The 13,119-nt window shown below is 74.6% G+C and carries 13 protein-coding genes; 3 read left to right on the plus strand and 10 right to left on the minus strand.

The window, feature by feature from the left end:
* Positions 1-67 precede the first annotated feature (67 nt).
* Both ABFX46_RS27495 and ABFX46_RS27500 read right to left on the minus strand, forming a co-directional pair.
* Complete coding sequence (locus ABFX46_RS27495; protein WP_346046474.1) at positions 68-1,435, minus strand: histidine kinase; 1,368 nt, start codon at positions 1,433-1,435, stop codon at positions 68-70.
* Positions 1,436-1,548: 113 nt separating this feature from the next.
* Complete coding sequence (locus ABFX46_RS27500) at positions 1,549-2,172, minus strand: sulfite oxidase-like oxidoreductase (RefSeq protein ID WP_346046476.1); 624 nt, start codon at positions 2,170-2,172, stop codon at positions 1,549-1,551.
* A gap of 270 nt (positions 2,173-2,442) precedes the next feature.
* Here ABFX46_RS27500 and aroF point away from each other — a divergent pair, with 270 nt between their 5' ends.
* Positions 2,443-3,492 (plus strand): 3-deoxy-7-phosphoheptulonate synthase, encoded by a 1,050-nt coding sequence (aroF, locus tag ABFX46_RS27505; RefSeq protein ID WP_346046478.1) that lies wholly within the window; start codon positions 2,443-2,445, stop codon positions 3,490-3,492.
* A gap of 400 nt (positions 3,493-3,892) precedes the next feature.
* Complete coding sequence (locus ABFX46_RS27510; RefSeq protein ID WP_346046480.1) at positions 3,893-4,777, plus strand: DUF5954 family protein; 885 nt, start codon at positions 3,893-3,895, stop codon at positions 4,775-4,777.
* Between the two features lie 36 nt (positions 4,778-4,813).
* Here ABFX46_RS27510 and thiI read toward each other — a convergent pair whose 3' ends face one another.
* From thiI to ABFX46_RS27545, 7 genes are all read right to left on the minus strand, one after another.
* Entirely contained in the window at positions 4,814-6,046 is a 1,233-nt protein-coding gene (gene thiI, locus ABFX46_RS27515) for a tRNA uracil 4-sulfurtransferase ThiI (protein WP_346046482.1), read from the minus strand.
* Positions 6,047-6,149: 103 nt separating this feature from the next.
* Positions 6,150-7,175 (minus strand): 6-phosphofructokinase, encoded by a 1,026-nt coding sequence (locus ABFX46_RS27520; RefSeq protein ID WP_131940349.1) that lies wholly within the window; start codon positions 7,173-7,175, stop codon positions 6,150-6,152.
* A gap of 147 nt (positions 7,176-7,322) precedes the next feature.
* Positions 7,323-7,757, minus strand: coding sequence for an SCO6045 C-terminal-like domain-containing protein (locus tag ABFX46_RS27525; RefSeq protein WP_346046484.1), 435 nt, complete (start codon positions 7,755-7,757; stop codon positions 7,323-7,325).
* Between the two features lie 348 nt (positions 7,758-8,105).
* Entirely contained in the window at positions 8,106-8,561 is a 456-nt protein-coding gene (locus ABFX46_RS27530; RefSeq protein ID WP_346046486.1) for a TIGR04222 domain-containing membrane protein, read from the minus strand.
* Between the two features lie 82 nt (positions 8,562-8,643).
* Positions 8,644-9,282 carry a response regulator gene (locus ABFX46_RS27535; protein ID WP_346046548.1) on the minus strand — a complete coding sequence of 213 codons (639 nt, stop codon included), beginning with the start codon at positions 9,280-9,282 and terminating at the stop codon, positions 8,644-8,646.
* A 24-nt stretch (positions 9,283-9,306) separates the two neighbouring features.
* Entirely contained in the window at positions 9,307-10,455 is a 1,149-nt protein-coding gene (gene macS, locus ABFX46_RS27540; RefSeq protein WP_346046488.1) for a MacS family sensor histidine kinase, read from the minus strand.
* A 2-nt stretch (positions 10,456-10,457) separates the two neighbouring features.
* Positions 10,458-11,192, minus strand: a complete 735-nt coding sequence (locus ABFX46_RS27545; RefSeq protein ID WP_346046490.1) for a lysophospholipid acyltransferase family protein — start codon at positions 11,190-11,192, stop codon at positions 10,458-10,460.
* Between the two features lie 367 nt (positions 11,193-11,559).
* Here ABFX46_RS27545 and ABFX46_RS27550 point away from each other — a divergent pair, with 367 nt between their 5' ends.
* Entirely contained in the window at positions 11,560-12,411 is an 852-nt protein-coding gene (locus tag ABFX46_RS27550) for an ICP22 family protein (protein WP_346046492.1), read from the plus strand.
* Between the two features lie 3 nt (positions 12,412-12,414).
* On the opposite strand, the gene ABFX46_RS27555 is transcribed toward ABFX46_RS27550, so the two are convergent.
* Entirely contained in the window at positions 12,415-13,119 is a 705-nt protein-coding gene (locus ABFX46_RS27555; protein WP_346046493.1) for an endonuclease/exonuclease/phosphatase family protein, read from the minus strand.

The following is a 13,119-nucleotide window of genomic DNA, read 5'->3' on the forward strand; positions in this document are numbered from 1 at the left end:
TTTGCCGCGATTACCGTCCGTCCGCAATCGATTCCAAGAAGTGAGTACGGCGGCGACCGGTCGCGGGTCACTCCGGAAACACGCCCGGACGGTACTTCGGGACGCGCAAATTGACCTTGGTTCCGGCGCCGAGCGCTGTCTCGACGGTCAGCCCGTACTCGTCGCCGTAGACCTGGCGCAAGCGCTCGTCGACGTTGGCGAGGCCGATGCCGGGGTCGGCGTGCCCGTCCCGCCGGCGGGGCCGGGCCGCGACGCTCCCCCAGCCGGTCGGGCCGGGCCGGCCGAGCGGGGCGGACAGGATCTCCTGGAGCCGCTCGGGGTCCATGCCGACCCCGTCGTCCTCGACGCTGATCGCGGCCTCGGCGCCGGAGTCGCGGGCCCTGATCGTGATGTGGAACGGCCCGCGCCCGCCCGCCATGCCGTGCCGGACGGCGTTCTCGACGAGCGGCTGCAGCGCCAGGAACGGGACGGCGACCGGTAACACCTCCGGCGCGACGTCGACGCTGCACCGCAGCCGCTCGCCGAACCGGGCCCGCTCCAGCAGCAGGTAGCGGTCGATGGAGCGCAGCTCGTCGGCGAGGGTGGTGAAGTCGCGGGGGTTGCGGAAGGAGTAGCGGGCGAAGTCGGCGAAGTCCAGCAGGAGGCTGCGGGCGCGGTCGGGGTCGGTGCGCACGAACGAGGCGATCGTGGTCAGCGAGTTGTAGACGAAGTGCGGGGAGATCTGGGCGCGCAGCGCCCGCGTCTCGGCCTCGGCGAGCCGGACGCGGGCCGCGTCCGCCTCGGCCAGCTCCAGCTGGGCGGCCAGCAGCCGGGCCGCCTCCCCGGCGGCGCGGACCCGCGCGGCCGACGCGCCGCGCCAGTAGGCGGTCAGCGTGCCCTCCACCCGGCCCTCGACGGTGAGCGGCGCGGTCATCGCCACCCGGACGGGGCAGTGCGGGTCGCCGCAGCCGGCCGGGTCCGGCCGGGCGACCCGGGGGCGGCCGGAGGCCAGCACGGGCAGCGCCTGCCGGACGGCCTCCGCCGCGTGGACGCCGCCGCCCGCGCCGTCCCAGGCCAGCAGCCGCGGCTCGGCCCGTACCGGGCCGCCGCCCGGGCCCGCGGGGTCGCCCGGGTCGCCGGGGTCGTCCGGCGGGTCGGCGCCCGCCGGGGGGCGCACCGCGACCAGCGCGACCGCCTCGGCGCCGAGCAGCGGCAGCAGCCGCCGCGCCGCCTTGCCCGCCGTGTCGTCGGTGAGCCCGGCGCGCAGCGGCTGCGCGGCCCGCGCGAGCAGGTGCAGGGTCGCGAGCGCCGCCTGCTCGGCCGGGTCGCCGGGGACGCGGGAGGCGCGCAGGCAGCCGGACGGCAGGGGCAGCCACCGGCGCAGCGCCCAGAATCCAGAGGCGGCACCGGCGGCCGTGGCGTACACCACGGCATCCGCGACGGACGGTAGGACCATGACGACTTACGGTAACGTCTACCGTCCCCGGCGGTCCGGCCGTTGGCCATTTACGAATGTCTCGGATGGGCCACGGCCGGCCGCGCGCCCGCGGGCGCGGCGCGGCCGGGGCGTCACAGGGGCGGGGACTCGCCCTCGTCCTCCTGGTAGGAGTAGCGCTGCTCCCGCCAGGGGTCGGCGACGTTGTGGTAGCCGCGCTCCTCCCAGAAGCCGCGCCGGTCCTTCACCATGTACTCGATGCCGCGGACCCACTTCACACTCTTCCACGAGTACAGGTGCGGGACGACGATGCGGAGCGGGAAGCCGTGGTCGGGCGTCAGCCGCTCGCCGCCGTGGTGCGTGGCGAACATCGTCCCGTCGGCGAGGAAGTCGCTCATCCGGATGTTGGCGCTGTAGCCGTACTCGGCCCAGACCATCACGTGCGTGGCGTCCGCCGCGGGCGGGGCCAGCTCCGCGATCGCCGCGCCGGGGACGCCCTCCCACGCGTTGCCGGGGACGGTGAACTTGGTGACGCAGTGGAAGTCGGCGACCGACCCGACCCTCGGCAGCGCGTCGAACTCCGCCCAGGTCCAGCGGTGCTGCCCGCCGGACTCGGTGGCGCCGAAGACCCGGAAGTCCCAGTCCGCGGGACGGAACTTCGGCACGGGGCCGTAGTGGAGGACGGGCCAGCCGCGGGGGACGTACTGGCCGGGCGGCAGATCCCGGGGCTGCGGTGAAGAATGTTCGGGGTGGGTCATGACGCGGCCATCCTGCCATCCGGCGTGAGCTGAGCCATATTCGGGGGCGGTGCGAATGCGCGCACCGGACATCGGCTACGCTTGGGTCCGTGCGCAACGTCGTCTATTTCTTTTGGTACGGCCAGCCCGGGCGGCTGGTCTGCCAGGCGCTGCGCTGACAGACCACGGAACGAGAAGCCCCGGGCCCAGTGGCCCGGGGCTTTCTCTGTTTCAGGGGTCGTCCGCGGGATCCACCGGGGTTCCGGGCGAAACAGGAGAGGCAGCACACCAATGGTCGTCGTCATGGCCCCGGAGGCCAACGAAGCGGATATCAAGGCCGTCGTCTCACTGGTCGAGACGGCGGGGGGCGACGCCTTCGTCAGCCGCGGCGTGGAGCGCACCATCGTCGGGCTCGTCGGCGACGTCCAGCAGTTCGGCTCGCTGAACCTGCGCGGGATGCGCGGCGTCAGCGACGTCGTCCGCATCTCGGCGCCCTACAAGCTGGTGAGCCGCGAGAACCACGGCGAGCGCTCGGTCGTGCGGGTCGGCGGCGTGCCGATCGGCCCCGGCACCATGACGCTGATCGCCGGCCCGTGCGCGGTCGAGACCCCGGAGCAGACCCTCGGCGCCGCCCAGATGGCGCAGGCCGCCGGCGCGACGCTGCTGCGCGGCGGCGCGTTCAAGCCGCGCACCTCCCCGTACGCGTTCCAGGGCCTCGGCGAGGCGGGCCTGCGCATCCTCGCGGACGTGCGGGCGGAGACCGGCATGCCGATCGTCACCGAGGTGGTGGACGCCGGCGACGTCGACCTCGTCGCCTCCTACGCGGACATGCTGCAGATCGGCACCCGCAACGCGCAGAACTTCGCCCTCCTGCAGGCCGCCGGCGAGTCCGGCAAGCCGGTCATGCTGAAGCGCGGCATGAACGGGACGATCGAGGAGTGGCTGATGGCGGCCGAGTACGTCGCCCAGCGCGGCAACCTCGACATCGTGCTGTGCGAGCGCGGCATCCGCACGTTCGAGACCGCGACCCGCAACACCCTCGACATCTCCGCGGTGCCGGTGGCGCAGCGCCTCTCCCACCTGCCGGTCATCGTGGACCCGTCGCACTCGGGCGGCAGCCGCGACCTCGTCCTGCCGCTGACCCGCGCCGCGATCGCGGTCGGCGCCGACGGCGTGATCATCGACGTGCACCCGCACCCGGAGACCGCCCTCTGCGACGGCCCGCAGGCCCTGGTGGACGGCGACCTGCGCGAGCTGGCCAAGCTCGTGCGCGACCTGCCCCCGATCGTGGGCCGCTCCCTCACTCCGTCCATGGCGGTGCCCTCCTCCGTCGGGCCTTGACGGCCCTCCGTCGTCGGGAACCGCGGTGCGGTCGCCGCACCGCTCCGGCTCGCTGCGCGATCAGATTCCCGCAGGCTCGAACCCGCCTCCGGCCGCGATCACGATCCTCAAGGTCGCCCCGTGGCAGGGAGGCCGGTCGATGCGGCCTCCCCACCAAGGCCCACGCGGTGCGTTGATCTGCGGCGTGTTGTTGTTATGAGCACGTCGAAAACAACAACACGCCGCAGATCAACGACGGGCGACCCGGTCGACGTTCGTGGAGACCGCGCCGGCGACGCCGGCTCGGGCCGCCGGCTGCGAGCCTGGTCGTGCCGGTCGTGCCGAGCGGCCGCAAAACACGGCGGTAACGAAATGGTCTGGACCATTGGCCGGAACCGGCACGGCGAGGATGATGTCCGGCATGACGATGGGCGATGGTGACGCCGGCGGGCGGCTGTTCCCGGAGGATCTGGACGGTGTCGACCCGGTCGCCGCGGTGATGCTCGCAGACGCATGCCGCGCCCTGTCCGCCTACCCGGAGCTCGTGGTCGTGGGCGCGCTGTTCACGGCCGCCGAGCTCGTCCCGGGCGGCTGGCAGATCGTGTGCCCCTGCGACCCGCTGCCGCAGGGCGCGCGGGAGCTGCTCGCGGGCCGGCTGGACGACCTCGCGGCGCTCCAGGGAGGCGGGGCGGAGGGCGAACTGCTCGGGGCGGCGGACCGGCTGCGGCACACGCCGGTCGACGAGGTGGCCGCGGGCGGCCGGCGGTTCCGGATCGTGCGGATCGAGCAGCTCGTCCGCACCGGCCCGGACGGGCCCGAGCCGCCCCGCCCGACCGACCTGGACCCGCCGCCCGCGGGCCGCGGCTACGACCTGCTGCCCGCGGACGGCCCGGCGCCCGACCTGGTGACCGCCGAGCTGCTGTGCCAGGTGCTGGACGCGGCCGCCGCGGCGGGCAGCGAGCCGACCGGGGCGTTCCTCACCCCGGTCGCGCTGACGCCGGTGTTCACGGTGGCCGAGCGCAGCGAGCGGCGGTGGCGGCCGGTCGGCCGGCTGCACGACGCGCCGCAGCAGGCCCGCGAGGCGCTGATCACCTACTTCCGGCACGTGGTGCCGGCGGTGGAGAGCCCGGCCGACGCGGACGTCGCCCGGTTCGCCGAGGCGGCGGACCTGCTGGAGGACGAGACCCGCCGCAACGGCATCGCGGTCGCCGGCCGCCGCTTCCGCATCGTGCGGATCGAGCGGATCACCCTGATGGGCCCGGACGGCCCCGAGCCGCCCCGCCCGACCGACTTCGACGCCCGCTAGCCCGTCCGCGCGCGCCGGACGCGCGCGGGCGCGGGGTCACGAGGCCGGGTCGGCGTAGGCCGGGCGGTGCTCCTGGACGGAGTCGGCGAGGTGGTCGGCCAGCTCGTCGACGTCCAGGCGCTTCTCGATCCTGCGCAGGTCGTCGATCTTGGCCTTGGTCTCGGCGCGGCGGGGCGCCAGCATCGTGCAGCAGTCCTCGTCGGGCAGCTCGGAGATCGACAGGGTGCGGATGCGGCGCGCCTGGTCCATGATCTCGCTCTTGTCCATGCCGACGAGGGGCCGCAGGATCGGCAGCTCCACGGCGTCGTCCAGCGCGGTGATGTTGGTGAGCGTCTGGCTGGACACCTGGCCGAGCGCGTCGCCGGTGATGAGCGCGGTGTCGCGGCGGCGGCGGGCGAGGACCTCGCCGGTGCGCAGCATCAGCCGGCGCTGCGCGATCACCGCGAGCCGGTCGGCGCCGGACGACTTGATCTGCTGCTGCGCCTTGCCGAACGGGACGACGTACAGCCGCGACCCGCCCTGGAACTTGTCCAGCTCGCGGACCAGCGCGTACGCCTTGTAGATCGACTCGGGGCCGGTGAACGGCATGCCGGAGAAGTGCAGGTAGTCGACGCGCAGGCCGCGGCGCATCATCCGGTAGGCGGCGACGGGCGAGTCGATGCCGCCGGACATCAGCACGAGGGCGCGGCCGCTCATCCCGACGGGGAGGCCGCCCTGGCCGGGCAGTCCGCCGGAGTAGACGAACACCTCGTCGCGGTCGACCTCGATCGACAGGGTGTGCCGCGGGTCCTTCAGGCTGACGGGCTGGCCGTACCGCCGGGCGACGAGGGCGCCGATGTGCCGGTCGAGCTCCATCGAGGTCATCGGGAAGCGCTTGTCGCGGCGCCGGGACCGGACGGCGAACGTGCCGGTGCGGCCGTCCATGAGCTCCAGGGCGGCGCGCTCGACGCTGGCGACGTCCTTGCCGACCCGCCAGGCGCGGTGCGCCCACACGATTCCCATGACGTCGGTCACCCGCTGGGCGACGCGCTCCATGGTGGCGAGGTCGGCATCGTGCTTGCGGATGATGAACACGCCGTGGCGGCGGACGACGTCGACGCGGGCGATCGGCCGGACGGCCATCCGCACGTTGTCGGCGAGGCGCCGCTCGAACTGCTCGCGGTTCCTGCCCTTGAGGACGACCTCGCCCAGTTTGAGCAGCACGCACGGCTCGCCGTCGACCGGCGACTGCTCCCGGACGTCCGCCGGCGCGGTGTCGAGCGTGGTCATGCGTGGTCCTCCTGGCGGGAACAGGTCTGGGGTGCGTTTCTAGTGTGGCCCACAGTGGGCAACACCGCGACCCGGAAAGCGTGTTCCCGCCAGGAGGGCGCGGTCAGCCGAAGAAGACCTCGGCCTCGGCGTAGCGCTCCAGCGGGACGGTCTTCAGCTCCTTGGTCGCCTCGTCCAGCCCGACGCGGACGATGTCGGTGCCCTGGAGCGCGACCATCTTGCCGTAGTCGCCGTCCCGGACGGCGTCGATGGCCTGGAGGCCGAAGCGGGTGGCGAGGACGCGGTCGAACGCGGTGGGGGTGCCGCCGCGCTGGATGTGCCCGAGCACGGTGGCGCGGGCCTCCTTGCCGGTGCGCTTCTCGATCTCGTCGGCGAGGGCCTGGCCGATGCCGCCGAGCCGGACGTGCCCGAACGCGTCCTTCTCGCCGGTCTGCAGCTGCATCTGCCCGTCGACGGGGTGCGCGCCCTCGGAGACGACGATGATCGGCGCGTACCGGGTCTTGAACCGGCTCTCCACGTACTGGCAGACCTTCTCGATGTCGAAGGGCCGCTCGGGGATGAGGATGACGTTGGCGCCGGCGGCCATCCCGACGTGCAGCGCTATCCAGCCCGCGTGCCGGCCCATCACCTCGCAGATCAGCGCGCGGTGGTGGCTCTCGGCGGTGGTGTGCAGCCGGTCGACGGCCTCCATGCCGATGTTCACGGCGGTGTCGAACCCGAACGTGTAGTCGGTCGCGTTCAGGTCGTTGTCGATCGTCTTCGGGACGCCGACGACGTTGACGCCGTTGGCGTACAGCTCGCGCGCGACGCCGAGGGTGTCCTCGCCGCCGATGGCGATCAGGGCGTCCACGCCGAGGCCGGCGAGGTTGTCCTTGATCCGCTCTATGCCGCCCTCGACCTTGACCGGGTTGGTCCGGGACGAGCCGAGGATCGTCCCGCCGCGCGGCAGGATCCCGCGCACGGCCTGCACGTCCAGGGCCACGGTGTCGCCTTCGAGGGGCCCGCGCCAGCCGGCCCGGAAGCCCACGAACTCGTAGCCGAAGACCTGCACGCCCTTGCGGACGACCGCGCGGATCACCGCGTTCAGTCCGGGGCAGTCGCCGCCACCGGTCAGCACTCCGACGCGCATGCCGTCTCCTTCTCCCGCCACCGGGCTCCTCCCTCGATTCACCTGCTCGGGCCATGGCGGGCGCACGTCCGGAAGATCCCGGTGCGCCGCCATTGGTCTAGACCATAGCCGCTGCCGCGGGCGGCGGCATCTCGTTCCGCCGACGTCTCACGGTCGGCGGGACGCGCCCCGCCCGAAGACCCGGGCGTACCCGCGAACCAGCACGGCCACTCCCCCGGGCGTCCGCCGCGCGGCGAGCCTGCGGGGACGCGGCGGGGACTCGCCGTCATACGACCACCGGACCTCGGCGAGCGCCAGTTCCCGCGCCGCGTCCGGGCCGAGATCGCCGCGGTGGGCGCGCGCGAAGTCCCACCCGTCCCGGAATGAGCCGCGGGTGGGCCGCTCGGCGGCCCAGCCGGTGAACGCCGCCCGCCAGGACGTCCCGTAGGACGCGGCGAGCGCGGGCCAGGCGCGGGCGGCCTCGCCGGCCCGCTTGAGCAGGATGCCGTGCGCGGCGGCGTCGACCGCGGCGGCGTCGAAGCCGTCCGGGAGCGGCGCGCCGGAGGTCATGGCGAGCACGAGCGCCTCCTGCGCCGCCGCCACCGCAGCCGCTTCCGCACGAAATCGTCGAGCACACCGTCGCCGACGCCGCGCAGGACGTGCCCGAGGACCCCGACGACGCCGTGGTCCTGGACCGCCTCCGGTAGGGGCCGAGGCCCGCGGTCTGGGTGAACACCGGGTCGTACGCCAGGAGCGCCTCCCTCCCGAAGACCGCGACGCCCATCGCGACTGCGGAACCGTCCAGCTCGGCGTAGGACGGCACGGTGCCAGGGGCGAGATCCGCATTCACCTCCCTGGCCCGTGCGAGGGCCCGCTCGCCCTCCGCCGTCTGCTCGGTGAAGGCGCCGCCGAGCCCGAGGCCCATCAAGGCCAGGAACCCTCCGACGGGTATCAGCGAGAACACCGCGACGAGGCCCCCGTCGTACCCGGTGGAGCATCAGCCGCTGCTCGCCCAGCCCGTCGCGGAGCCGGTCGAGTTCGGCCCGGACGGCCGGCTCGCCGGTGAGTTCGCCGAGCGTCCGGCTCCGGCCGTCGGCGAGCACGCCCCGGGATCGCCGCGTCCAGGGGTTCGCCGGGCCCGCCCGAGGACGTCCCGGTCGCCGCGAGCCGGCCGTCGGCGCGGGCCTCGATCGCGCCGTCCAGCAGCAGCGCCGCGAGCGAGGCGGCGACCGCCCCGAGGTCCAGGCCGCCCAGGTAGGCGATCTCGTAGGGGCGCAGGTCGCGCGTCGGAGGGCGGCCCCGCACGAGCCGCCTCCGCACGCCCCACAGGATCATGAGCAGTGCAACGGCCACCAGGACGTGGACCGCGAAGATCCCCGCCGCGAGGGCAGATCCGCCTTCCTTCACCGTGCCCTCCCGTCCTCGGCGACCAGCCGCCGACGATCAGCCACGGGAGGCCGCGCCGCGGTTCGCGCCGGGGCGGGCCGGGCTAGTCCTCTTGGTCGAGGCCCTTCTCGATGGCGTAGCGGACGAGTTCGACGCGGTTGTGGAGTTGCAGCTTGCCGAGGGTGTTCTGCACGTGGTTCTGGACCGTCCGGTGGGACAGGACGAGGCGCTGCGCGATCTGCTTGTACGTCAGGCCCTTGGCGACGAGGCGCAGGACCTCGGTCTCGCGGTCGGTGAGGCGGGGCGCGTCGTCGTCCTCGCGGGCGGGCGCGGCGGCGAGGCGGCGGTACTCGCCGAGGACGAGGCCCGCGAGGCCGGGGGTGAAGACGGCGTCGCCCTCGCCGGTGCGGCGGACGGCGTCCAGGAACTCCTCGCGGGCGGCGGACTTCAGCAGGTAGCCGGTGGCGCCCGCCTTCACCGCCTCCAGGACGTCCTGCTGCTCGCCGCTCGCCGACAGCACCAGCACCCGGACGGGCGGGTCGGCGGCGGCCAGGTGCCGGGTCACCTCGACGCCGCTGATGTCGGGCAGCTGGAGGTCGACGACGGCGACCTCGGGGCGCGCGGCGGCCGCGATGCGGACGGCGGCGCGGCCCTCGCCGGCGGTCGCGACCACCGCGTGCCCGGCCTCGGTGAGGTCGCGGGCGACGGCCTCGCGCCACATCGGGTGGTCGTCCACGACCATGACTCGCAGGCTCACGCCCACACCCTAAGCCGGACGAACCGGGCGGCGCGGCACGGTCATCTCGATCTCGGTGCCCTCGCCGGCCGCGGAGAAGACCACCACGGTGCCGCCGAGGTCGGTCACGCGGCCCCGGATGGACTGCGCGACGCCGAGCCGGCCGCCGGCGGCGGCCTCGTCCAGCCGGCCGTCGGGCATGCCGGGGCCGTCGTCGCGGACGCTGACGGTGACCTCGCCGCCGCCGTCCTCCAGCAGGACCCAGGCGCGGGCGCCGTCGCCGCAGTGCCGCGCGACGTTGTCGAGGGCCGCCGCCACGGCGGCCGCGACCTCGCGGGCGGCGTGCGCGGGAAGCGGCACCTCCGTCGCGGGCGTCGAGACGGTGACGGACGTGGACGCGTGCGCGGTCAGCAGCGGCCGCAGGTCGGCGTCGGCGTCCGGGACGCGCGGCGGCGGCGCCGGGGCGGTGCCGATGAGGGCGCGCAGCGCGGCCTCCTGCTCGCCGGCGAGGCGGCCCAGCTCCGCCGCCTCCCCGCCGAGTTCGCCGCCGCGCCGCTGCACCATGGCGAGGACCTGCAGCACCGAGTCGTGGATGCGGCGGGCGAGCCGCTCCCGCTCCCGGTTCGCCGACTCCAGCTCCACGGCGCGCGCCAGCCGCGCCTCGGCCTCCCGCGCGAGCCGGACGACGTGCCCGACGACGAGCCCGGCGAGGAGCAGCAGCACGATGCCGTTGAACGTGGTGTCGCCGATGCCGCCGCTCGTCCCGGCGATCGCGTGGACCAGCAGGTTCGCCGCGGCGAGGACGAGCGCGGCGGTGAGGCCGAGCCGCCGCCCGCCCGCGACCGCCCACGACAGGACCGCCGCCGCGACCCACGACACCGGGAGCGTGGGGCGCCCGGCGGCGATGTTCGCGGCCGACTCCACCCACGCCGTCGCCAGCACGCACGCCGCGGCGACGGCGAGGTCCGCGGCCAGCAGCGGCCGGCCGCGCCGGCGCGGGTCGCCGAACGCCAGGGCGGCGTAGCCGGTCCAGACGGTCATGGCGGCGAGGACGGCCCAGCCGCCGGCCGGATGGGCGTAGCCGCCCGCGTTCATGGCGATCACGACCGCGGCGTAGACCAGCGCGAGGCCGCGGTAGACGGCCACGGCCCGCCACAGCGCGACCTCCAGGCCCGCCATCCCTAGCCCTGGTCGCTCAGGCCGCCGTCGTCCACCACCGGCCGCACCGTCTTGCCGGCCATCTCCGCCTTCACCTCGGCGGCGTACCGGTCGACGTACTCCTGCCCGGACAGCTCCCGGATCGCCATCATGATCTCGTCGGTGATCTCGCGCAGCACCTCGTGGTCGTCCTCGCGCCCGTAGAAGCGGGAGAAGTCCATCGGCTCGCCGAACCGCACGCCGGGCCGGACGCCGAGCCGCGGCAGCGGCCGGCCGGGCGGCATCAGCTCGAACGTGTTGATCATCGCCATCGGGATCACCGGGACGCGGGACTTCAGCGCCAGCCGCGCCACCCCCGTCTTGCCCCGGTACAACCGGTTGTCGGGCGCCCGGGTGCCCTCGGGGTAGATGCCGAGCAGCTTGCCCTCGCCGAGGATCCGCAGCCCCGTCTGCAGCGCCGCCTCGGCCGCGTCCCCGCCGGTGCGGTCGACCGGCACGACGCCCACCCCGGTGAAGAACCCTTTGCTGATCAGCCCTTTGATCCCCTTGCCGGTGAAGTACTCGCCCTTGCCGATGAAGAAGATCGGGCGCAGCAGGGGCAGCGGCCCGAAGAAGTGGTCGGCGAACGACAGGTGGTTGCTCACCATCAGCGCCGGTCCCCGCAGCGGGACGTTGCGCCGGCCCTTGTTCCGCGGCCACCAGCCGAGGTACAGGATCGGCGACAGGACGATCCTGAGCAGGATCCAGAACCACAGCATGCGGGCACCTTCCTCGGACCGGCGCCGTCAGGGCGGGCGCGGCCGGTCCTGGCCGACGGGGAGATGATGAGACATCCTCCCACTCCCCGTCCCGCCCTTCTACCGGCCGGTACCCCTGATCGGGACGCGGCCCGCGCGGCGGCGGGGGCCCGATTGAACGTAGGCTCTGAACGGTGAATCTCAATCGGGTGCGCCGGGGGGCTTGTCCCGCGCGGCGCAGCGAATACCGTGGGACACACGTTTCGGGGTGTCCGGGAGCGCCGCGGTCCGCCGCGCGCGCGACCGGGCACCGTACTGTCGTTGGGGGAGCGGAGGCCGCCATGCCGCTGCAGCCGGCCACGCCGGAGTCGTCGAAGGAGCCGGCCCCGTGAATCGCCGTGGCAATGGACTGACGGCCGACACCTACGCCCCGCTGGTCGACCTCGCCCCGCACCTGGCCGACGCCATGCTCACGGCGCTCGGCGAGGCCGGGGTGGCCGCCTACGCGACCTCGCCGTCCGGCCTGCCCGAGCTCGCCGAGCCGGCCGCCGAGCCCGTGTCGGGCGACGTCCTCGACCGGCTCTACGTGGACGTCGACATGAAGCCCACCGCCGAGGGCATCCTGCGGGTCCACCTCGCCCGGCTCCGCGACGCCTCCGCGCGCGGCTCCGACGAGGGGCGCGCCGAACCCGCCGAACCGGCCGGGCGCACCGGCACCGCCGACCGCGCCGACGCCGGCCTCGCCGGCTCCGGCGGCCCCGCCCCCGACGCCAAGGACGCGGGCGGCCCCGCCGAACTGGACGAGGACGCGATCTGGGCCGAGATCGTCGCCGGGTTCGACTCCGGGCCCGAGGGCGACGACGTCCCCTGGCCCGAGGAGGAGAACGTCCGCGAGCCCGCGGACCCCCCGCGGGAGGGCGACGACCGCACCGGCCGCCTCCCCCGCGTCCGCGTGATCAAGCCCGCGGAGACGCCCGAGTTCCCCGCGGACGACGGCGAGGAGGAGCACTACGTGCCGCCCCCTCCCCCGCCGCTGCCGGCCGCCGACCCGCTCACCCGCGGCGCCTGGCTCGCGCTGATCGGCGGTCCCGTCTACCTGCTCATCACCGTCATCCTCGACTGGGAGGTCCCCGGCTGGGCCGCCTTCCTCGCCGTCGCCGCCTTCATCGGCGGCTTCGTCACCCTCGTCCTCCGCATGGGCGACGAACCCCGCGACCCCGACGACGGAGCCGTCGTCTAGCGCTCAGCTGGGGACGTCCAGGTCGGCCGTGAGGGGGCGGTGGTCGGTCGCCGTCGGGTAGTCGCGTGCGATGGCCTCGTCGGCGGGGACGCCTGCGGCCTTGATTCGGATGGCGGGGTCGGTGAAGACGCCGTCTATCCGGCGGGTCGGGTCGCGGGACGAGAAGGTGAGTTCTCCGCCGGCGGGGGCCGTTTCGTAGGCGTCCTGGAAACGTTCGGTCAGGCGGGTCCAGGACGCGCCGCCCGGTTCCTCGTTGATGTCGCCGGCCAGGACGACGGGGGCGCCGTAGCGGGTGCGGGCGCGGTCGAGGTGGGTGAGGATCTCCTCGACGTGGCGGCGGCGGGGGCCCTTCTTCAGGTCCAGGTGGGTGCTCGCGACTATCAGGCGGGTGCCGTCCATTTCCAGGACGGCGATCGCCAGGGCTCGGCGGTGCAGGTCCGGGTCGGGGGTCAGCAGGTGGAACTCGCGGGCCTCGCGGCGGACGCGGGGGGCGGTGAGGACGGCGAGCCCGCAGGCCCGCCGCCCTGCCGCGATCTTCATGCCGCAGGCGTTCGCCAGGCGGCGGCGCCTCAGCCGCCAGGCCCCGAAGCGCGGGACCTCCTGGAGGCAGAGCACGTCCGGGGCCAGGGCGCGGACGACGCGGGTCACCGCGGCCGGGTCGTCGCGCAGCGACCGCACGTTGTAGCTCTGCACCCGGACGGCGGCCAC

Origin of the sequence: Actinomadura chokoriensis, assembly GCF_039529475.1 — a bacterium.
Classification (GTDB): Bacteria; Actinomycetota; Actinomycetes; order Streptosporangiales; family Streptosporangiaceae; genus Spirillospora; species Spirillospora bangladeshensis.